Raw genomic sequence first — 19,265 nt, forward strand, 5'->3', positions numbered from 1 at the left:
GAAACGGGTTCAGTAGACGAATTTCCTGCAATGCCGCGTGTTTTGGGGTGAGGGGTCTCCAGACTGGTCGCATGGTTGCCGGCGGTGGGCAACCCCGCAGGGTTGTCCACGGACGGCAATCCATCAGCTACCGGTAAACGATAAGAGTATGGGTTAACTACTTGTAAACCGTATACGGAGCCCCCAAGGCTCTGATTCTTAAGCGGAAATATGACCTCGCCGAACCCGATTCTGCGTGAAACCGTACTCGATTCTGCGAAGTGCTGTACCTGATTCTGCGGTATACCGAACCCGTTTCAGCGCAAAGCCCGAACCGGTTTCTGCGGGGATAAGTCCCTGTTCCCACAGGCTTTTCCACAGCCCCCCGGGGCAAAAGCGTACCTGTTTCTGCGTGCCAAGGGCGTTTTTCGCCACGTATACCGTTGGGATCTTGTTTGCGGACTAGTTATCCCCGCAGAAACGGGTACGCCGGCCATCCCGCCAAAGCCCTCTTCCACCTCGCCCGTACCCGATTCTGCGTAACAACGGTGCTCGCCGTTTCATTTCCGTACCCAATTCTGCGTGGGTCTATTTGAAATCCGGGCTCCGGCCCTTGGTACACGCAAAGCGTACTCATTTCTGCGGCGTACCCGATTCTGCGAATCGTGGATCTCGTTGCTTCATCGCGCTTAGCGTACCCGTTTCTGCGCGCCAAACAAGCCAGCCTTTCGCTCGCCGCGTACCCGTTTCTGCGCATATCCGGCACTGCTATTTTCCGCAAACTGGTTCTCTTTTCTATTATACACAAGCTCATTATCGAAAGCGAGCGCTTGCACTCAGAGATAGCAAATAAATTAAAGGCTTCCCGGTGGCGTACCCGTTTCTGCGTGCTGTTGGCGGTGAGGGGATGGTGGCGTGCCCCGGCGGTGCGCGATGACTAGACGGGGGCGTACCCATTTCTGCGATGGAAGGAACGCTGTCGTTGCGTCCGGGGTGTACCCATTTCTGCGGGAGAGCACGTTTTTCCTTGCCGCGGCAAGGAATTAGCGTGGCGCCGGGTGGCGCGGGGGCACTGCGAGAGGGAGCCAACCGCGTCAGGGTGCCCAAAAACCGCGCACTCCGTACCCGTTTCTGCGCGACCGGGGGGCTTGGGCTAGGGATGGGGCCTGGCCGAAAAATGAAGGGGCGTACCCGTTTCTGCGTTGCGGCGTTGCATCACCGCGCTGCTTGCGCAGAGGTATTCACCCAGCCTTGGGGGCAGGGCGTACCCGTTTCTGCGTGATGACTTGCTGCGCCACAGCCGGCAAACGCCGTTCAGTTGCCGAAGCGAAGCGCCTGAATGATGAGGCGTACCCATTTCTGCGTGGTTTTGGCCATCGGGAGTGGCCGTGGGTGCTCAATGCACCTTGGGCGTACCCATTTCTGCGGGTTGATTGGGGATCTTCAGGAGTTCTCTTCAGCCCCGCCGCAGGCGAGCGTACCCATTTCTGCGTGCGTTGCCGGGAGCGCTTTGGCTAATGGGCTGATTTGGGCCTGCAGGTGGCGGAATGGCGCTGTTTGGGGGCGCCAGTGCGCCGCGCTGCCAGTTGCATACCCGGCAGGACTGCTGCACGGTTGGCGGTCCGCCGTGGCGCGCCGAGTGGGTGGAGGGCCATGCCTGACCGATCCGATCCGCCGCGCCCGCAGTACGCGCGGGCGAAAAAAAACCCCGCCTCGAGAGGCGGGGTTTTCCTGACTGGGCGCACCCCAGGGCGGGGTGCCAGTCTATTGCTTACAGCGGCGTGATGTTCGCGGCTTGCAGGCCCTTCGGGCCGTTCTTGACTTCGAACGACACGCGTTGGTTTTCCTGCAGCGACTTGAAACCTTCCGAGCGGATTTCAGAGAAGTGCGCGAAGAGATCGTCACCGCCAGCGTCCGGCTTGATGAAACCGAAGCCCTTGGCGTCGTTGAACCATTTAACGATACCGGTTTGCATGGTATTGCTTTTCCTGGGAAAAATTAAAAAGAAACGGATAGCTCACGCGTATCCGAGCAAAGCAACTCAAGGAAAGGACACCATGGACAACGGAAGTACCATGACGGTGGCTAACGAATGTGCTGTTGCCTCGTCGCTTGAATCTAGCGGGGTTTATACGGCGGATTAGCGTCAGCGTCAAGGTAGGGTGATTCTGGATGTCTGCCCGGATCCACTGCCGATCATCGTGGGATCATCACATTTTCCAGATGATGCCTATTGGCCGGCAGCGGTGCGGGGGGGAAGAAATTGCTAGACAGTATGCTTGGCCGCACATGCGCAGCGTCAGTAGCCCGGCCAGGAACCCGGGCCTACGCCTCGATGTGACCATAGCAAAAGGAGAAACCATGCCAGCGCGGGAACCCGCCAGCAAACCCAGTCCACCCGCCGGTGCCGCCGGAGTCTCGCTGGCGGAGCGCTTGTTCAAGTTGAGCGAGCACCAGACCGACGTGCGCACCGAGTTGCTGGCCGGGCTGACCACGTTCCTGACCATGGCCTACATCATCTTCGTCAATCCTAGCATCCTGGGCGACGCCGGCATGCCGAAGGACGCCGTATTCGTAGCCACCTGCGTGGCGGCTGCGACCGGCACGCTGATCATGGGCCTGTATGCCAACTACCCGATCGCGATGGCACCGGGAATGGGGCTGAATGCCTACTTTGCCTACACCGTCGTCAAGGGCATGGGCTCTCCCTGGGAAGCTGCGTTGGGGGCGGTTTTCATCTCCGGCTGCCTGTTCCTGCTGGTGACCTTGTTCCGCGTGCGAGAGATGATCGTCAATGGCATCCCGCACTCGATCCGGCTGGCGATTACAGCTGGCATCGGCCTATTCCTGGCCATTGTCGCGTTAAAGAACGCCGGCATAGTCGCCGCCAGCCCGGCCACCCTGCTTACCCTTGGCGACCTGCACCGGATTCCCGCCATCCTTGCCATCGCCGGCTTTTTCGTGATCGTGGCACTCGATCACCTTAAGGTCAAAGGCGCGATCCTGATCGGCATCCTGCTGACCACCGACCTTAGCTTCGTGGTCGGCGACAACACGTTCCACGGTGTGTTTTCCGCGCCGCCCTCCATTGCGCCGACCCTGCTCAGGCTCGATATCTCCGCCGCCCTGTCGATCGGCATCATCAATGTGGTACTGGTGTTCTTCCTGGTGGAGCTGTTCGACGCCACCGGCACCCTGATGGGCGTGGCCAATCGCGCCGGCTTGCTAAAGGCGGGCAAGATGGACCGGCTTAACAAGGCACTGATGGCCGATAGCTCGGCGATCATGGCGGGATCTTTTCTCGGCACCTCGTCCACCACCGCCTATATCGAGAGCGCATCAGGCGTGCAGGCCGGTGGACGGACCGGGCTTACCGCGGTCACGGTTGGCGACGCTCTTTCTCGCCAGCCTGTTCATCGCTCCGCTCGCGGGCACCGTTCCCGACTATGCCACGGCGCCGGCGCTGCTCTACGTGTCCTGCCTGATGTTGCGCGAACTGGTGGACCTGGACTGGAGCGATGCGACCGAGGTGGTACCCGCCGTGCTGACCGCGCTTGGCATGCCTTTCACCTATTCGGTGGCAAATGGCGTGGCTTTTGGCTTCATTACCTATGCCGGGCTCAAATTGTTGACAGGGCAGGCCCGTACGGTCCCGGTCATGGTGTGGATTATCGCCGCTGTCTTTGTCTTCGAGTTCTATCACTTGCCGGGGCATTGAGCCCGCGGCCGCGATTGGCCCGCGTACCCGTTTCTGCGTTGCACGCGGAGCGCTTTGCCGCCTCCTGGATCGCTGGAGCGTACCCGTTTCTGCGTGCCCCCGAAACGTGCCCGGGGCTTGCCAGGCTCCGGAACTGTCGTTCTTTTTACACAAAAAAGTAAGTGACTAATTACCTCGCAAGGCAGATGGACTTGGGCAGGTGGCTCATACGGAAGGATGATATTCGGCTGAGTGCCCATACTGAGGGCTGGACAAACAGGCCCAAATGCACTGAACTAGAGGCGTGGCAGATAGCGGGGCGCTTTAAGGGCGCCCCTTCTTGACTCCGGCACTCCGGGGTCGCGCAGTTGGCGCAGTGTAGTCAGGCCTGAAAAGTTAGACAGAAGCAAGTCCACCGCACACACACAGACGGTAAGGACTGAACGATCAGACCATCGTCCAGATGGCTTCGCCACCACGAAAGGAGCGCGCGGATACACGCCCGCCCGATTAGAAGAGCAAACAATAAGATCAAACATAAGTGGTAATCGCGAACGTGTAGTGCCGGGGGTGTTGTTCAACGGGGATCACATCATGACCGCAGGAGAAATCCGGCGACCCGCCATGGGGCCCAGCAGCGAGTCCGCCAGCCTGTCCATTCACCGTGCCTGGTTGGTTTTGGGAGAAGCCGCAGCCGAGGCACCGCGCCGAAGCCGCGTCAGCGAGCGCGGCGATCCTGCCGCCAGTACCGTCGAAGCATTCCTCAGCCAGGACGAGACGCTGCCGCCCTATGCGCGGGCAGCGATCGAGCAATTGCTGCAGCGGCAACGCTCGCTCGAAGGCGAACTGTCCCGCCAGCGTGAGTTGTTGCAGGAATGGATCCTTAGCCAACTGACCTACAAGGCGCTCTATTACCGTTACTCGGGCCAGTCGCCGGAGGCACCGCGTAGCGAGCTGACGGGCGAGAAAGACGAGGTGCGCCGGCGTATTCGCGACCAGCTCCAGGCCGGTGGCGACCACACCGCCATTCTCGGCGAGCAGTCCCGCAGCCAGTCCAAACCGTAATGCCGACGTTGCGCGTGGGGGATCCTCCCCAACCGACTCAGCTTGGCCGCAAACAGAGCCCGCATCAGAGTGCGGCCGTGGCGGAAGCTGGAATAGTCAAAGTGCTCAATGTCAGGGAGAACGCTATGGACCGACTGTGCAAGGCGGCGACACGCACCGCACAGGTGCTGGTCGTATCGCGCCACGAACTCTATGGATTTGACCCGGCCCAGTTCGGCTCCGGCTGGGAGATTCGCCATATTCAGCAGATCCGGGATCTGAGCCGGGTCGTACGGGGCAGCGCGCCGATGGCTGGCGTGCTCGATCTCGAGAGCGAATACAGCGATGCCGACCTGATGCAGCTCGAACAAAGCCTGCAATACCTGCACGTGATGTGGGTGGCGATCACGTCGTCGCGCATGCTGGAAGACGAACGCGTCCGGCGCCTGATACGCGACTACTGCGTGGACTACGTACGCACGCCGTTCTCGTTCAGCGAACTGCTCTACACGCTCAAGCACGCGCACGGCATGGCCTGCCTGCACGGCGCCCGCAGCCACGAACTGATCGGCCACGGACCGATGATCGGCGAGTGCGCGGCCATGCGTTCCATGTTCCGCTCGCTCGCCAAGGTGGCGCACAACGAGGCGCCCGTATTTATCTCCGGCGAGTCCGGCACCGGCAAGGAGCTGGCGGCGCAAGCCATCCATGAAGCCTCGAGCCGGCGCAAAGGTCCGTTCGTGGCGATCAATTGCGGCGCAATCCCGCCACACCTGGTGCAGTCCGAATTGTTCGGCTACGAGAAGGGGGCGTTCACCGGCGCCAACCAGCGCAAGATCGGCTGGATCGAGCAGGCGCAGGGCGGCACCCTGTTCCTCGACGAGATTGGCGACCTGCCCCTGGAAAGCCAGGTAGCCCTGCTGCGCTTCTTGCAGCAAGGCACTATCACCCGGCTCGGCGGGCACCAGTCGATCCCGCTGGATTTGCGCATCATCTCGGCGACACACGTGGACCTGGTGGCGGCCCAGTCGGACGGTCGCTTCCGTGCCGACCTGTTCCACCGGCTATGCGTGCTGACCTTGTCGATCCCGCCATTGCGCGAACGCGGCGAGGACATCCTGCTACTGGCCAACTCGGTACTCGCCGAACATGGCCACGAGGCGCACCGGCGCATTCGCGGATTTTCGCCGTGCTCCACCCAGGCCATGATGCAATATGAGTGGCCCGGCAATGTACGCGAACTGATCAACCGGGTACGGCGCGCCATCGTGATGACCGATAACCGCAAGATCACCGCGGAGGACCTGCAGCTGCACGGTGGCAGCGACTCACCGCGCAAGACCCTGGATGCGATCCGCGAAGAGGCTGAACGTGAGGCGATCCGTACCGTGATGGCAAGTCACGGCTTCCATGTGGTGCCGGCCGCGCGCGAACTCAACGTCTCGCGGGTCACGCTATACCGGCTGATGCACAAGCACAATATCCGTATCGAAGCGCGCCCCGGCGCCGGCGAGTAGCAACACGTCGCTGCCGAAGCGGCATACAGGACGGGAGCGGCTTACCCGATTCAGAACGTATAAGGGAAGCGCAGCGTCACCGTGTAGTTCGCCGCGTCGGGTGTCAGCCCGAGGCCGATCGCGGCGCTCACCGACCAGCCTTTGGTAATCACGTGATTCAAGCCGAAGGTCATGGTGGCCACATTGGAACGGCTGCCGATCACGGTCTGCGTAACGCCGGCGGTGGTGACCTGCGTGCTGCCCGAAATGGAGGCATTGAAGGCCAGCGACATCGACGTGCGGTCGTTTAGCGCGAGCGCGAGGCCGCCGCCAAAGCCGAACGTGTCGCCCAGCTTGACGTCGGCCGGCGTGACCTGTCCCTGCACCGAAGAAATATCGCTCACCGAGCGCTTGATGTTGTAGGTGTAGCTGGCATTCACGAATAACACCACCGGGTCGTAGGTCTTGAGCAGCGACAGGCCGGCGGTAACGGCCCATACGCCGTTGCCCGTGGGCAACTGGTCGGCGATATTGAGATTGTTGTTGTTGGGGTCCGCCGGAACCAGCTTGATGCCGAACGGCGAGCGCCCGGTGGGTGCGCGTACGCGGATGCTGCCGACGACGTCGGGTGCCGCGCCGCTCTCACGCAGGAACTGATAATACAAACCCATGCTGATGTCGCCCGGCGCTGCCGTGCTGAGCGTCGCGTCGGACAGGTTCGAGGCGGAACCGCCCGCACCGCCGGAGAGGAAATTGGTATTGCGGTAGATAAGCGGCACATCGAAATCCATCGAAAAGCGGTCGGAGAGACCATAGCGCGCGATGGTGTCGTAGGTGAGCGTGTACGACTTGGTCTGGTTGAGATTGATGGTACCGAGGAAGATGGCATCGAGTGCCAGGAAGCCGGACAGCGACAGCGCGCGCCGGTCGTAGTAGCTATAGATGAAACCGCTGTCGATGGTCAGGCGCCGCTCGAACAGCGGCGCGTGCTCGCTCTGGTAGACCAGGTCCTTGCTCTGCACGCGTGCCTGCTGCTGGGTTTCGCGCGCATCCGAACCCACTACAGGGGTATCGCTGCCGGAAGTCGCGGTGGCTGCGGCTGTCGCGCCAGGTGTGGCAGGGCTGGCCTCTTGTGCCAATGAGGGAACACCGGCGGCGGCCATGGCGCCACCAGCATTCCCCTCGGCACTGCTCCCCGTTCCCCCTGCCACCCCCCGTCCGCGCGCCCCGACCATTTCCAGGTCGTTCAGGCGCTGCTCGAGAGCCTTGATGGTCTTTTGCTGTTGCTCGACCAGATTCGTCAGCCGTTCGATCCGCTCGTCTGTGCTGGGCTGGACGCTGACCTGGGCCCACGCGCCAGTGGAGACCAGCGTACCCGCAAGGGTACCCAGCAGAGCGAATTCGTACTTCATCTTTCCCCCCGGAAATCTGAAAGGGCGCGATGCGGGTGCGCCAGCCCTCGCATGGTGGATTATCGTCGCATCGTTGCCATCGCCGCTAGTGCGTCCCGCATGCTGGTTTGGGTCAGTTGCCGGCTTGTCAGTTGCTGCACCTGCAGCGTGATGTTGGTGAGGTTGAGCACTTGCTGCGCGTCGCCGGTGATGCGCGCGGTCTGCATCAGGCTGCCGGTCTGCGCATTCTGTGTGGCGCTGCCCGCGGCCGATTGAATGGCCACCGAGACGCCACCGCCAGCAGCGATCGTGGCGCTGGCAGTGATGCCGTTGCCCTGAGCCACTTGCGGTGCCGGGTTGCTGTTGCCCGTCGCCGCCTGGATGGGCGCGGTCTGCGTCGTGATGGTACTGATGTTGCCGGCTGAGTTGCCGTCGCCCGCGATCTGCGTAACCTGGCCCACGCCCGCGACCTGCACCGCGGAGCTGGCCACGCCGCCATTGCCCTGCACGTTGCCTGGCGCCAGGCCCTGCACCTGCGCCGACAGGCTGGCGGTGGCCTGGGAAACCGCCCTGGCGGCGGCCAGGTTGGCGGCCGCCACGCGCGCGCTCGCCGTCGCGATCGCCGTGTCGTTCTGCCAGCGCGAGACCATCTCCACCACAAAGCCGCTGACCAGGCTCGCACCCATGTACTTGCCGCGCACGGCCGCCAGTTCGTCGTCACCGACGAGCTCTGCCATGACAGGCGAGGCAACCACCTCGCTCAAGTCGTCCGTCGCGGCAGAGGCGCGCGCGGCGGCCGATGCGGTCAGCGCCACGCTGGCCGAGCAGCTCAGGCAGAGAAGGCGAAGCGCGGCGTCCATGTCAGAAGTAATCCATCCGGATCAGGCCAAAGTCCAGCGCCGCGGGCACCATGCCCCCGGCCAGCGCGGCGTTGGTCCGGTCGCGCAGGGCAGGCGCGGTGATGTTGAGCAGCGGCGAGTTCGGGTCGAACGGCCGGCCGACGATGGCGAACACCAGGCCGTTCCAGTTGGCCGCGAAGTCCTCCTCCTTGATGATGCGGTTCCCCAGCGCAGGATCGGCGACGAACACGCGCCCGTCTATTGCCTTGCGCACCACCACGAAATGCAGGTATCCGTTGACGTCGAGCAGGGTGATGACCGGGATCTTGAGTTGCCGCAGGGCGCTGTAGTCGACCCGGAAGCCCCGTCCGCGCAGGCCGAGCGTCTCCACGTAGTTGCGCATGTCGAGCATGGAGAAGCCGTTCTTGACCACGGTGTCGGCGTCGGCGATGCGCAGCATGTCCTCGACGATCCTGGGCTCCGCCAGGTCAAAGCCATAGCCGTAGCGCAGCAGCGTACCCACCGCGGCCGCACCGCAACTGTAGTCAAGTTGCTGGCGCATCATGTTCTGGTAGCGCATCTCGAGCATGCTCTTGACAGGCTTCCTGAGCATCGGCTGGCCGTCGATGTCGATTGTCATCGTGCTCTGACCGTGAGCGCTGAGTGCCGCCGCTAGCAGCACGCATGCCCTGGCCAAGCGGAATAGCGCGCGCATGACACATCCCCCCGTTGGGCGGGATGAGCCGGTACCCCTCGGTACCCGGCTCTCCTGCCGCGTTTATCCTGCTTCAATGGGCCGCGGTGGAAATCGCGAGCCCGTTGCTTTGTGCGTTGCCGGCGCCAGCGGCGATGTTGACGCCGATATTGCCGACTGCGTTGACCAGGGCGCTGCCGCTGAGCGTGGCGGCGTTGCTCGACTGGCAGCCGCACATGGACAGATCGTTGCCGTAAGTCGTCTGGTCGTTTGAGGCGGTTGCCTTGGCCAGCACGCCGACTGGCGCACCGTAGCGGCCACCGCTGTTGCCGCTGCCCGTATTGACCGAGGCAGCCAGCGAATTGCTCTGCAGGTTGCCAGCGCCGGCAGCGATGTTCACACCGACATTGCCCTTGGCCCCGGCCAGCATGTTGTCGCCCATGCTCGCGCTATTCGCCGCGCCGACCATACGCACGCCGTTATCGCCGGTCTTCTGGCTGGAGAAAACCTGCGCCGAGGCGAACACGTCCGACGCATCGATGCTGGCCAGCGCGGCCTGGTTGGACTGGCCATTACCCGCCCCCGCGGAAATGTTCACGCCGATATTGCCCTGCGCATTGAACAGCGCGTTGCCGCCGCCGGATGCGCTATTGCTGGACGGGCCGATGCGCACGTTATTGTCGCGCGCGCTCTGCTGGCTGTTGACCACCGCGCCCGACTCGGACTTGAAGCGGATGTCGCCCCAGGCAAAACCGAAGCCACGGACGTAGATGTCGTTGCTGATGGCGGTCTGGTTGAAGATATCGGCATCGTCCGGCCGATCGAAATAGCTGAAGCCGCCCGCAAACGCAGTGGTGGAAAGCGAGGTTATCGCTGCGATGGCGAGGATTTTCGTTTTCATGATTTTCTCCTTCCCTGCTTAGAAAAAAGTGCCCGCCGGGGGACGGAGCACAAAAACGTTGGACGAGACATTCCCCGATCCTGCCGTCTGGTTCAGCTGCACCAGGCCCGTCGCGTTGCGGTAGGCATCTGGCTGGATGACTGCCTCGCGGGGTCCCGCTGCATGGCCCGCTGAACCCGGGCGACTCCCTCCGGCCGATTCCGCGGCGAGCAGGCCGTCGGAGATGGCTTCGATCCTTACGCTGGCGGCCGGCGCCAGCACTGCCGCGTTGCTTTGCAGGTTGCCGTTGCCGCTGGCCACATTGGCGCTCAGCAGTCCGCTGCCATTGGCGAATGCGCCGTTGCCGATCTGGCTCACGGCGCCGCCCGCGGGCACGGTCGCGCCAGCGTGCTGGCGCGACTGCACCGTAGCGCTGCCAATGTCCGCGATGGCAGCCTGGTTGCTTTGCGCATTGCCGCTGCCGGCGGCCAGGTTAACGGCGGCACGCCCGGCAACACCGGCGAGCGCGCCCGTATCGATGCGGGCGCTGTCGGTGTCGGTGCCCTGGGCGTGGGATGGGAGGCTGGCCAGCATCAGGCTGGCCAGAACGGCAGCGTGGGTAAGGGTCATGGCCGGCCTCCCACCGCGAGCGGCGCCAGCCCGCGCATCAGGGCGCCGCTCATGTTGCCGGTAGCCTGCGCGACCTGGCTGGCGATGCCGCCCGAGACGCCTCCAGCGCCACTGCCGTTGGCCAGGCCCTCGATCTGGCTGGACACCACGACTAGCCGCCCGGTGGCAGGCTGGCTGGCGCCGGACACGGCGGTGCCGCCGGTGCTGCGGCCCACCGCGGCAGCGAGATCGCTGTCGGTCAGGTCGCTCACCACGGCGGCCGTGGATTGCTGGAAACGGGTGGACGGAAACGGCTCGACAGCGGCTGCTACCGGCATGTCCCCCTGCGGAATGCCGCGATAGGCAATGTGCGGTTCGACGCTGCGCAGAACGACGATATCGCCTGGGTCGGCACTCGCGGAGAAGGAAGCAAAGGCGGCGACAAAAGCTGCAAGACCGAGGGCGCAGGCCGCGCCAGTCGATACGAGCGCCTTCGTGCCGTCATTCGCGCAGGCGGCTGACGCATGGCAGAACTCACTCCCACGTTGTAGGACTCGTCGCGTCATTTTTTTTATGTCTCCCTGTATGGAGTAGAGCGACAAGCGTGCCAATACCCTGGGATCCAGCGCTGGCAAGGGATTGCGGGTGTGTTGCCAGTTCGTGCGTAAGTTCCCCGCAAAAGTGGGGACATTTTGGTTGCAGCGCTGAAACACGGTGTTGGCAGCGAAGCCGGTTGTAAGCTATTGCCGATTTACCGCCCAGCCATGATGGATCAGGCTAGACGCCGCGCCATGTGCGCCCGGACGGGCGGTCGGGCGCCGGTTACATTGCTGAAACAGGGCTGCCGGCGGCTGGCGCGCCCGCCTGCCTTTGCTGCCGGCCGCTTTTGTGCCCCGCAGCCCCCGTTTGCCATGCGCAACGCCGTCCGGGAGGTGCGATGGTCCTTACGCAGAAACGGGTACGCCCCGAGCTTGCAGGAGCATGGGTGCCGTGCAGGCCGTACCGGCCACGCTGGCCTGCCTTGCGCTGTTGCGAAGCTGGCGATGCGCTCAGGCTGGCGCGCCTGGCAGGCTCGGCGCCACGCCGCGCAGCGGCGCTGTGCCGCCGGCGTTTTGCGCGAGTCCGCCGGAGATCGGCTTGGGACCCGGCTGGCTGCGTTCGCAGCCGGCGGCGGCGAGCAGGCCGAGCGCCAGGAAGACGGCGGTCCCGAGGCGGCGGATGGTCCTTCTGTTCATGGTGCCTCCTTCCGACTGTCAAAGGGTTGGGTGCTGGAGGACGGTGCTTGCAATGGGGATGGCGCTCAATGGTCCGGTGGCGCCGTGCGCGCGCAGCGAAATAGCGCCTTGCCCATCTTTCAGTCTAGCTGCTGGTGCCGGGATCGGGCCAAAACCGGGTCGCAGGCGGCTTGGGCAAAGCGTGCGATGGGCGGTATCATGAACCTTGGAGCGGATAACAAGACGGGAGATGGCTGCATTGGAGTCGCATCATGTTGCGCTACGCCGTGGTTTTCTTCGTCATTGCCGTGATTGCCGCCTTGTTCGGCTTTGGCGGCATTTCCGCCTGGGCGGCCGCGTTCGCCAAGATTGTCTTCCTCATCTTCATCGTGCTGTTCATGGTGTCGCTGATATGGGGCCTGAGCAAGGACCGGCGCTAGCGCCGCGCATGACAACGGCGCTCATAGCCCCGCCCCTGCAGGGCCGCTCGCCGGCGCCGATCAATAACGGGATCCATGCGTGAATCCAGCCGATTCCCCCGACCGGTCCCTGGACCACAAGCCGCCCAGGCAACGCCCGGGCCGCAATGGCAACTGGTTGCCCAATCGCCATACCGCCGCTCGCACGGTCAGCGTGGTGCTGGCCGCGATACGCTCGTGGCTGGCGCACCGTGCCGCCAGCAAGGGCGCGGCGCTGTCCTTCTATATGCTTTTCTCGATGGCACCGATTCTGGTGCTGGTGATTTCCATTGCCGGCCTCTTCTTCGGCGCGGAGGCGGCACGCGGCGAGATATTCGCCCAGATCGAGGGCCTGGTCGGCACCCAGGGCGCGGCCGCCGTCCAGGAAATCCTTGCCGCCACGCATCGCGCCGGCGGTAGCGGGGTGGCCGCCGCCATCGCCACCGGCATCCTGTTCGTCGGCGCCACCAGCGCCTTTGCCGAGCTAAAGGGCAGCCTGGACGAGATCTGGCAAGCGCCCGTGCCGCAAGGCGCGGGCTGGCAGCAATTGCTGCGTGCGCGTTTGTTGTCGTTCAGCCTGGTGCTGGTGCTGGGCTTCATGTTGCTGGTGTCGCTGATCGTCAATGCCGCGCTGGCCGTGATCGACCGCTTCTGGGGGCAGTTGTGGACGCAATCGTGGTTTGCGCCGGTCGCCGAAGCGATCTCTACGGCATTTTCCTTTTGCGTGGTCACTTTGCTGTTCGCCGTGATCTTCAAGATGCTGCCCAACGCGCGCATCGCCTGGCGCGATGTGATCATGGGGGCGGTCATCACCGCCCTGCTGTTTGCGGTGGGCAAGCGGCTGATTGGCCTCTACCTGGGCAATAGTGCCGTGGCTACGTCTTATGGCGCGGCCGGCTCGGTGGTGGCGCTGATGTTGTGGGTGTATTATTCGGCGCAAATATTCTTCTTCGGTGCCGAACTCACTCGCCAGTACGCGCTGCAATTTGGCAGCCTGAAAGGGCAAAGCGGCAGCGCGCCTCCCGATCCTCGCGCCGCTGGTCCCGCGAACCGGTAAAATACGGCCCGATTCCCTTCGTGCATGCCCGCAGTGCCCGGCCCCCGACCGCAAGCTGATGGTCGCGCCGGCCCCTGGCGCCGGTCCGCTGCGCCCCGGGCCCTTATTTCATCTTCTGTTTGCCGAATCCACTGCCGTGAGCTCGCTCGTATCCGAAATTGCGCGTCGTCGCACCTTTGCCATCATTTCGCACCCTGACGCGGGTAAGACGACCCTGACCGAAAAACTGTTGTGGTTCGGCGGCGCCATCCAGGTCGCGGGCGAAGTGCGCGCGCGCAAGGCCGACCGCCATGCCACCTCCGACTGGATGGAACTGGAAAAGCAGCGAGGCATTTCGGTGACCTCCTCGGTGATGCAGTTCCCCTACCAGGAGAACATCATCAACCTGCTCGACACGCCGGGCCACGAGGACTTTTCGGAAGACACCTACCGCACGCTGACCGCGGTGGACTCCGCGGTGATGGTGATCGACTCGGTCAACGGCGTCGAAGCCCAGACCATCAAGCTGCTCAACGTCTGCCGCCTGCGCGACACGCCCATCATCACCTTCATCAACAAGCTCGACCGTGAAGGCCGCTCGCCCATTGAGCTGCTCGACGAAATCGAGGACGTGCTGAAGATGCAGTGCGCGCCGATGACCTGGCCGATCGGCATGGGCAAGTCTTTCCGCGGTGTGTACCACCTGATCGACGACCGCGTGCAGTTGTTCGATCCGCACGGCGACAAGGGCACCTCGGCCATCGTCCAGGGGCTGGACAACCCGGAGCTGGACCGCGTGCTGGGCAGCCAGGCGGAGGAACTGCGCATCGAGATCGAACTCGTGCGCGGCGCTTCGCATGCCTTCGACAAGGACGCCTTCCTCAGCGGCAAGCAGACGCCGGTGTACTTCGGCTCGGCCGTCAACAACTTTGGCGTGCAATCGCTGCTCGACGCGCTGTGCGCGCTGGCGCCGCCGCCGCAGGCGCGCAATACCGAGTCGCGCGTGGTGGTGCCGCAGGAGCCCAAGTTCACCGGCTTCGTGTTCAAGATCCAGGCCAATATGGACCCGCGCCACCGCGACCGCATCGCCTTCGTGCGCGTCTGTTCGGGCCGCTTCGAGCGCGGCATGAAGCTGCTGCACGTGTCCACCGGCAAGACCATGGCGATCAATAACGCCATCACCTTCATGTCGCAGGACCGCAATACGACCGAAGAGGCCTACGCCGGTGACATCATCGGCGTGCCCAACCACGGCACCATCCGCCTGGGCGACGTGTTCAGCGAGGGCGAAGCGCTCAAGTTCACCGGCATTCCTTCGTTCGCGCCGGAGTTCTTCCGCCGCGCGCGCCTGAACAACCCGCTCAAGGTCAAGCAACTGCAAAAGGGTTTGCAGCAGCTGGCCGAAGAAGGCGCCACGCAGATGTTCCGCCCGATTGCTTCCAACGACCTGGTGCTGGGTGCCGTGGGTATCCTGCAGTTCGACGTGGTGGCGCACCGCCTGGAACATGAGTACGGCGTCGACGCGATTTTCGAGTCGCACGATTGCGCCACGGCGCGCTGGCTCAAGGGCGATGCCGCGGAGATCGACAAGCTGATCGAAAAGGCCGGCCACAACGTGGCGCTCGACGGCGCGGGCGATCACGTCTACCTGGCGCCCAGCATGGTCAACCTGCGCCTGACGCAGGAGCGCTTTCCCAATCTGCAGTTCATGGAAACGCGCGAGATCGTCTGAGGCCGGGTGTCATGGACGAACGCCGCCCGTGCCGGGCGGCGTTCGTCAATTCACGCGCAGCAGGAAGTGCAGCACCAGCGCGCCGCCCGAACACAGCACCACCGCATTGACCATGCGCAGAAACTGCTCGCGCGACAAGCGCAGCGTGATCCTGCGCCCGGCCCACAGGCCCAGCGCCATCGCCGGCGCCAGCATCAGCGCCAGCTTGAGGATGGCCGCGTCCGCATACACCCCCGCCAGCGCGAACAGCACCAGCCGCGTCAGCGTGCTCACGCCGATCAGCGCCGATTGCGTCATGCGCATCGCGTCCTTGCCCATCCGTCCCGACAGGTAGATCGCATACAGGAAACCGCCGCTGCCGAACATGGCCGAGCAGATGCCGCCACCCAGCCCGAAAGGGAGCGCCGCGCGCGGCGTGAAGCCCGCCGGGCGCCTGCCGGCAAGCGACCAGACCGCGTAGGCCATGGCGAACATGCCCAGCAGCAGCGGCAGCAGATCCGATTGCAGCTTGAGCAGCAACGCGGCGCCCGCCAGGCTGCCGGCCAGCATGCAGGGCAGCAACCGGCCAAGCTCGGCGCGGTCCGCGGCGCGGCCGTCGCGCAGCAAGGCAAAGGCGGCGGCGCTGCAGTCCATCAGTGCCAGTAGAGGCACGATCTGGCTGACCGGCATCAGGTGGGCCAGCAGCGGTCCCGCCACCAGCGCGGTGCCAAAGCCCGCCATGCCGAAGATCACATAAGCGCCGGCGATTGCCAGGCACATGGCGAGGTAGGCCGGCAGGGAAAAGCCAGGGAGCAGGAAGGAAAGGGAAGGGAGTTCCACGTTAGGCTGAGTCGGGGTTGCGTGCCCCACAGCATAGGGACGCGCCCGCCGGCGGACCAATATCAAAGCGCCCCGCGATCCATCGCAAAGCGGCATGGCAGGGTGCTGGGCGCGGCGCCCGCGCCATGGCACACTGCGCGCGTGCGCCGCGCCGGCGCCAATCCAGTCGTCGCAGTCCGCAATCCCGGCTCGCGGCCCCGCGCACCACCCAGCCCGGCATGAGCCCGTCCTTCAATGAGCCTGTCCCTGAATGAGCCCGTCCCTCAAGCAGTTGCGTTATTTCGTGGAAATCGTCGATGCCGGCAGCTTCAGCCTGGCCGCCGAGCGGCTCTTTATTGCCCAGTCGGCGCTGAGCCGGCAGATCAAGGAACTGGAGGGCATGTTGCAGGTGGCGCTGCTGGTGCGCAAGGCGCGCCATGTGGAAACCACGCCGGCCGGCCGCGCTTTCCATGAAGCCGCCCGCCGCATCCTGGCCGAACTGACCGAGGCATCGGCGCAGGCGCGGCAGGTCGAGCGCGGAGAACAAGGCACTGTGCGCTTGCTGCATTCGAGTTCGGTGCCGCTGACGCCAGCCTGCACGGCGGTATTGCGCGCGTACCAGTCCGGACATCCGGGGATTCGTCTTGAAATCTCGCAGGCGTCCAGCGAACAGCAGGCGCTGGAGATCGAGGAAGGCCGCGCCGATCTTGGCCTGGCGCGCGAGCCGCTGCTGCGCCGGCTGCCCCGCGTCAACGTCGATCCGCTCTACAGCGAACGTCTCGAACTGGCGGTAAGCAGCGCGCACCCGCTGGCGCGGGAGGACCATATCGCGCTGGATGCCTTGCGGGAGCAACCCTTTGTGTCGCTGCCGCATCCGGATCGCGGCGGCCTGAGCCAGCGCGTGGCGCAGTGCTGCCTGGAGAGCGGCTTCTACCCGCGCGCCGCCGCGGCGATCTCGCGCAAGCTGTCGCAACTGGCGCTGGTGGAGGCCGGGTTTGGCGTGGCCCTGGTGCCGGCTTCGCTCGGGCGCATGGCGCCGCCAGGGGTGTGCTTCGTGCCGCTGGCCGATGCCGGCTGCGACACGCGCGTGGTGCTACTGTCGCGGCGCGATGCCGCGCCGGCCGCCGCGGCGCTGGCCAGCAGCCTGCGCGCGGCACTGCCTGCTCATTAAGCCAGCGAGGCCTGGATGTAGAACGTGCGTGGCATGCCAACGTACTTGCCCGCGTTGTTGTCGGTGGAGCGGGTGAAGTAGCGGCGGTCGAACAGGTTCTTCACGCCCACCGCAATCTTCAGGTTTTGCGCCGCCTTGCCGAAGTCGTAGCCCAGGCGCATGTTCAACAGCGCGTAGCCCGGGATATCGCCCAGCGCGCCGTTGGCGCTTTCCGCGGTCTGGTATGGCGCGTTGGCGATGGTCGGGTCGCCCGGCGAGTGCTGCTTCGATTGCGCAAAGGCGTCCACGTTGAGCAGCCAGCGGTTGCGTGAGTAACGCATGCCCAGCGTGGCCACATGGCGCGAATAGAAGGGCAGGTCGCGGCCGGCGAAGTTGCCCTGGTTGTAGGTGGCATCCGTGAAGGTGTAGGTGGCGTAAGCCGACAGGCCCGCCAGCGTGGGAGCCAGCGCGCCAAAGTCGTAGCGCACCGACGACTCCACGCCGCGGTGCGTGGTCGCGCCCAGGTTGGTCCACGCATCCGGGCTGCCGGCGGTGCCGCCGCGCAGCTGCAGCTCGTCGTCGAAGTCGATGTTGAACAAGGTCAGCTCGCCGCCCCAGCCATTGATGCCGGCGAAGTGCGTGCCGATCTCATAGGTCTTGGCCTTTTCCGGGGTCAGGCCGTTGGTGGTCTGCGCGATCTGGAAGTACTGCAGCGGGCCAAAGGAGACGCCGGCGTTGGCGAACAGCTTCCACTGGTCGGTCACGTGGTACAGCACCGCCAGCGAGGGCAGCGGCTCCTCGGACTTCACGTCGTTGCGCACCTTGGTGAAGTTGTCCGTGACATAGGAGCGGATCATCTCGTAGCGCAGGCCAGGCGTGATGGTCCAGTTGCCGACGTTGATGGTGTCGTCGATATAGACCGCGTTGGCCGTGGTGCCGCCGGTGCGCGACTGGTACTGCGTGGACGGCGCGTTGGGCGCATTGAAGCCGGTGCCGGGGCGATAGAAGGCGGTGCGCGAGGCTTCTTCGTCGCTGGCTTCGCGCAGGAAGCGATAGCCCACGCCCACTTCGTGGCTCACGTTTTCGCCGTGGAACAGTTGCGAGTAGCGCGGCTCGATGGCGAAGGTGTGGTAGTTGCGCGGATACGAAACCAGGCGGCGCTGGCCGGCGGTGGCGCCGGTGCCTTCGCTCTCGATATTGCTGCCGCGGAAACTGTCCGTGTAGTAAGTCAGCACCTCGAACTTGCGGTTGTTGTCGTTATGCGCGTATTTGAGCGTGAAGTCCTTGCGGCGGCCGCTGAAGTTGTCGAAGGGCCGCACCGACTGGAACGGATCGGCGGCGTACTGCGCCGACGTCAGGCCGCCGGGCATGCCGGCGGTGGCGTCGTAGTAATGCAGGCTCGCGCTCAGTTCGTCGGCCGGGGTGATGCGGTAGGCGCCCTTGAGCATCAGGTCGTCGATATTGACGTGGTCGTTGCTGGCGCGATAGCCGTTGCCGTGCACGCCCGAGTACAGCAACGCACCGCCCAGCCCCTGTTCGTTGGTGCCGCCGATGAAGGCGCTCGGGATGGTCTTGACGCCACCGCCGTGACTGTAGATATCGGACTCGACAGAGGCGTCCGCAGTGAACGTCTTGGGAATTGGCCGCGTTACGAAATTGATGATCCCGCCTACGTTTTGCGGGCCATAGCGTACCGAGCCCGCGCCGCGCACCACGTCCACGGCTTGCAGGTTGCCCAGCGCGACCGGGGCCATCGACAGTTGCGGCTGGCCGTAGGGCGCCACGGCCAGCGGCACGCCATCCAGCAGGATGGTAGAGCGCGGGGACAGGCGCGATGCCAGTCCCCGCACGCCCACGTTCAACGAGATGTCGCTGCCGCCGGTGCCGTTGCTGTCCTGCACCTGCACGCCCGGCACCCTGCGAAGCACGTCGCGCACGTTGCTCGCACCGCTTTCAATCATTTCTTCGCGGTCGACGATGGTGCGCGCGCCAGGGTGGTCCAGCACCTTGGCCTCATTGGGGCTCTCGAGCCAGTTGCCTACCACGGTGACGGTATTGAGCGTGCTTTCGGCGCTGAAAGCGCCAGCGGCCTGTGGTGCGCCTGCCGCATCGGGTGCGGGCAAGCCGCCAGGCTGGGTGTCGGCCGCATGCGCGGACAAGGTCAGGCAAAGCAGGGCGGCGCCGATAGCGGCGCCCGTGGGCGTGAAGGTGGGCTGCAAGATGGAATTCCTGGGAACGTGGCGGGAAA

At 64.5% G+C, this 19,265-nt stretch carries 16 protein-coding genes and 1 pseudogene; 7 read left to right on the forward strand and 10 right to left on the reverse strand.

Annotated elements, in window-relative coordinates:
- Positions 1-1,750: 1,750 nt before the first annotated feature.
- Positions 1,751-1,954 carry a cold-shock protein gene (locus tag ACZY0R_RS07365; protein ID WP_035875195.1) on the reverse strand — a complete coding sequence of 68 codons (204 nt, stop codon included), beginning with the start codon at positions 1,952-1,954 and terminating at the stop codon, positions 1,751-1,753.
- Between the two features lie 386 nt (positions 1,955-2,340).
- On the opposite strand from ACZY0R_RS07365, the pseudogene ACZY0R_RS07370 reads away from it, so the two are divergent.
- From ACZY0R_RS07370 to ACZY0R_RS07380, 3 genes and pseudogenes are all read left to right on the forward strand, one after another.
- Positions 2,341-3,697, forward strand: a pseudogene (locus tag ACZY0R_RS07370) (NCS2 family permease).
- A 573-nt stretch (positions 3,698-4,270) separates the two neighbouring features.
- Entirely contained in the window at positions 4,271-4,741 is a 471-nt protein-coding gene (locus ACZY0R_RS07375) for a hypothetical protein (protein ID WP_488857789.1), read from the forward strand.
- Positions 4,742-4,866: 125 nt separating this feature from the next.
- Positions 4,867-6,237: a sigma-54 dependent transcriptional regulator gene (locus ACZY0R_RS07380; RefSeq protein WP_045236434.1), complete on the forward strand. Its 1,371-nt coding sequence runs from the start codon at positions 4,867-4,869 to the stop codon at positions 6,235-6,237.
- 50 nt (positions 6,238-6,287) lie between these two features.
- Here ACZY0R_RS07380 and ACZY0R_RS07385 read toward each other — a convergent pair whose 3' ends face one another.
- The 7 genes from ACZY0R_RS07385 to ACZY0R_RS07415 form a co-directional block, all read right to left on the reverse strand.
- Positions 6,288-7,628, reverse strand: a complete 1,341-nt coding sequence (locus ACZY0R_RS07385) for a transporter (protein ID WP_488857790.1) — start codon at positions 7,626-7,628, stop codon at positions 6,288-6,290.
- A gap of 59 nt (positions 7,629-7,687) precedes the next feature.
- Positions 7,688-8,467, reverse strand: a complete 780-nt coding sequence (locus tag ACZY0R_RS07390) for a hypothetical protein (protein ID WP_488857791.1) — start codon at positions 8,465-8,467, stop codon at positions 7,688-7,690.
- A gap of 1 nt (position 8,468) precedes the next feature.
- Entirely contained in the window at positions 8,469-9,161 is a 693-nt protein-coding gene (locus tag ACZY0R_RS07395) for a C39 family peptidase (protein ID WP_488857792.1), read from the reverse strand.
- A 73-nt stretch (positions 9,162-9,234) separates the two neighbouring features.
- Complete coding sequence (locus ACZY0R_RS07400; RefSeq protein ID WP_488857793.1) at positions 9,235-10,041, reverse strand: hypothetical protein; 807 nt, start codon at positions 10,039-10,041, stop codon at positions 9,235-9,237.
- An 18-nt stretch (positions 10,042-10,059) separates the two neighbouring features.
- A complete protein-coding gene (locus ACZY0R_RS07405; protein ID WP_488857794.1) occupies positions 10,060-10,650 on the reverse strand; it encodes a hypothetical protein in 591 nt (196 codons plus the stop codon).
- On the reverse strand, positions 10,647-11,195 hold the full coding sequence (locus ACZY0R_RS07410) for a hypothetical protein (RefSeq protein WP_488857795.1): 549 nt from the start codon (positions 11,193-11,195) through the stop codon (positions 10,647-10,649). The genes ACZY0R_RS07405 and ACZY0R_RS07410 overlap by 4 nt, the downstream gene beginning before the upstream one ends.
- 483 nt (positions 11,196-11,678) lie before the next feature.
- Positions 11,679-11,864 (reverse strand): hypothetical protein, encoded by a 186-nt coding sequence (locus ACZY0R_RS07415; RefSeq protein ID WP_488857796.1) that lies wholly within the window; start codon positions 11,862-11,864, stop codon positions 11,679-11,681.
- A 251-nt stretch (positions 11,865-12,115) separates the two neighbouring features.
- Here ACZY0R_RS07415 and ACZY0R_RS07420 point away from each other — a divergent pair, with 251 nt between their 5' ends.
- The 3 genes from ACZY0R_RS07420 to ACZY0R_RS07430 all read left to right on the forward strand — a co-directional run bounded on the left by ACZY0R_RS07420 (position 12,116) and on the right by ACZY0R_RS07430 (position 15,069).
- Positions 12,116-12,283: a DUF1328 domain-containing protein gene (locus ACZY0R_RS07420; protein WP_045236439.1), complete on the forward strand. Its 168-nt coding sequence runs from the start codon at positions 12,116-12,118 to the stop codon at positions 12,281-12,283.
- Positions 12,284-12,392: 109 nt separating this feature from the next.
- Complete coding sequence (locus tag ACZY0R_RS07425) at positions 12,393-13,358, forward strand: YihY/virulence factor BrkB family protein (RefSeq protein WP_488859560.1); 966 nt, start codon at positions 12,393-12,395, stop codon at positions 13,356-13,358.
- Between the two features lie 136 nt (positions 13,359-13,494).
- Positions 13,495-15,069 carry a peptide chain release factor 3 gene (locus tag ACZY0R_RS07430; protein ID WP_488857797.1) on the forward strand — a complete coding sequence of 525 codons (1,575 nt, stop codon included), beginning with the start codon at positions 13,495-13,497 and terminating at the stop codon, positions 15,067-15,069.
- 45 nt (positions 15,070-15,114) lie between these two features.
- Here ACZY0R_RS07430 and ACZY0R_RS07435 read toward each other — a convergent pair whose 3' ends face one another.
- The gene (locus tag ACZY0R_RS07435) at positions 15,115-15,888 is read right to left on the reverse strand and encodes a sulfite exporter TauE/SafE family protein (RefSeq protein WP_488857798.1); all 774 of its coding nucleotides are present in this window, start codon (positions 15,886-15,888) and stop codon (positions 15,115-15,117) included.
- 250 nt (positions 15,889-16,138) lie between these two features.
- On the opposite strand from ACZY0R_RS07435, the gene ACZY0R_RS07440 reads away from it, so the two are divergent.
- Positions 16,139-17,038: a LysR substrate-binding domain-containing protein gene (locus ACZY0R_RS07440; RefSeq protein WP_488857799.1), complete on the forward strand. Its 900-nt coding sequence runs from the start codon at positions 16,139-16,141 to the stop codon at positions 17,036-17,038.
- Here ACZY0R_RS07440 and ACZY0R_RS07445 read toward each other — a convergent pair.
- On the reverse strand, positions 17,035-19,236 hold the full coding sequence (locus tag ACZY0R_RS07445; protein ID WP_488857800.1) for a TonB-dependent receptor family protein: 2,202 nt from the start codon (positions 19,234-19,236) through the stop codon (positions 17,035-17,037). The genes ACZY0R_RS07440 and ACZY0R_RS07445 overlap by 4 nt on opposite strands.
- Positions 19,237-19,265: the final 29 nt, after the last annotated feature.

The organism is Cupriavidus sp. F041 (assembly GCF_057814235.1).

Excerpts from the sequence above, each read along its gene's own strand:
- ACZY0R_RS07365 (WP_035875195.1), bottom strand. The coding sequence starts at position 1,954 with ATGCAAACCGGTATCGTTAAATGGTTCAACGACGCCAAGGGCTTCGGT.
- ACZY0R_RS07375 (WP_488857789.1), top strand. The coding sequence starts at position 4,271 with ATGACCGCAGGAGAAATCCGGCGACCCGCCATGGGGCCCAGCAGCGAG.
- ACZY0R_RS07380 (WP_045236434.1), top strand. The coding sequence starts at position 4,867 with ATGGACCGACTGTGCAAGGCGGCGACACGCACCGCACAGGTGCTGGTC.
- ACZY0R_RS07385 (WP_488857790.1), bottom strand. The coding sequence starts at position 7,628 with ATGAAGTACGAATTCGCTCTGCTGGGTACCCTTGCGGGTACGCTGGTC.
- ACZY0R_RS07390 (WP_488857791.1), bottom strand. The coding sequence starts at position 8,467 with ATGGACGCCGCGCTTCGCCTTCTCTGCCTGAGCTGCTCGGCCAGCGTG.
- ACZY0R_RS07395 (WP_488857792.1), bottom strand. The coding sequence starts at position 9,161 with ATGCGCGCGCTATTCCGCTTGGCCAGGGCATGCGTGCTGCTAGCGGCG.
- ACZY0R_RS07400 (WP_488857793.1), bottom strand. The coding sequence starts at position 10,041 with ATGAAAACGAAAATCCTCGCCATCGCAGCGATAACCTCGCTTTCCACC.
- ACZY0R_RS07405 (WP_488857794.1), bottom strand. The coding sequence starts at position 10,650 with ATGACCCTTACCCACGCTGCCGTTCTGGCCAGCCTGATGCTGGCCAGC.
- ACZY0R_RS07410 (WP_488857795.1), bottom strand. The coding sequence starts at position 11,195 with ATGACGCGACGAGTCCTACAACGTGGGAGTGAGTTCTGCCATGCGTCA.
- ACZY0R_RS07415 (WP_488857796.1), bottom strand. The coding sequence starts at position 11,864 with ATGAACAGAAGGACCATCCGCCGCCTCGGGACCGCCGTCTTCCTGGCG.
- ACZY0R_RS07420 (WP_045236439.1), top strand. The coding sequence starts at position 12,116 with ATGTTGCGCTACGCCGTGGTTTTCTTCGTCATTGCCGTGATTGCCGCC.
- ACZY0R_RS07440 (WP_488857799.1), top strand. The coding sequence starts at position 16,139 with ATGAGCCCGTCCCTCAAGCAGTTGCGTTATTTCGTGGAAATCGTCGAT.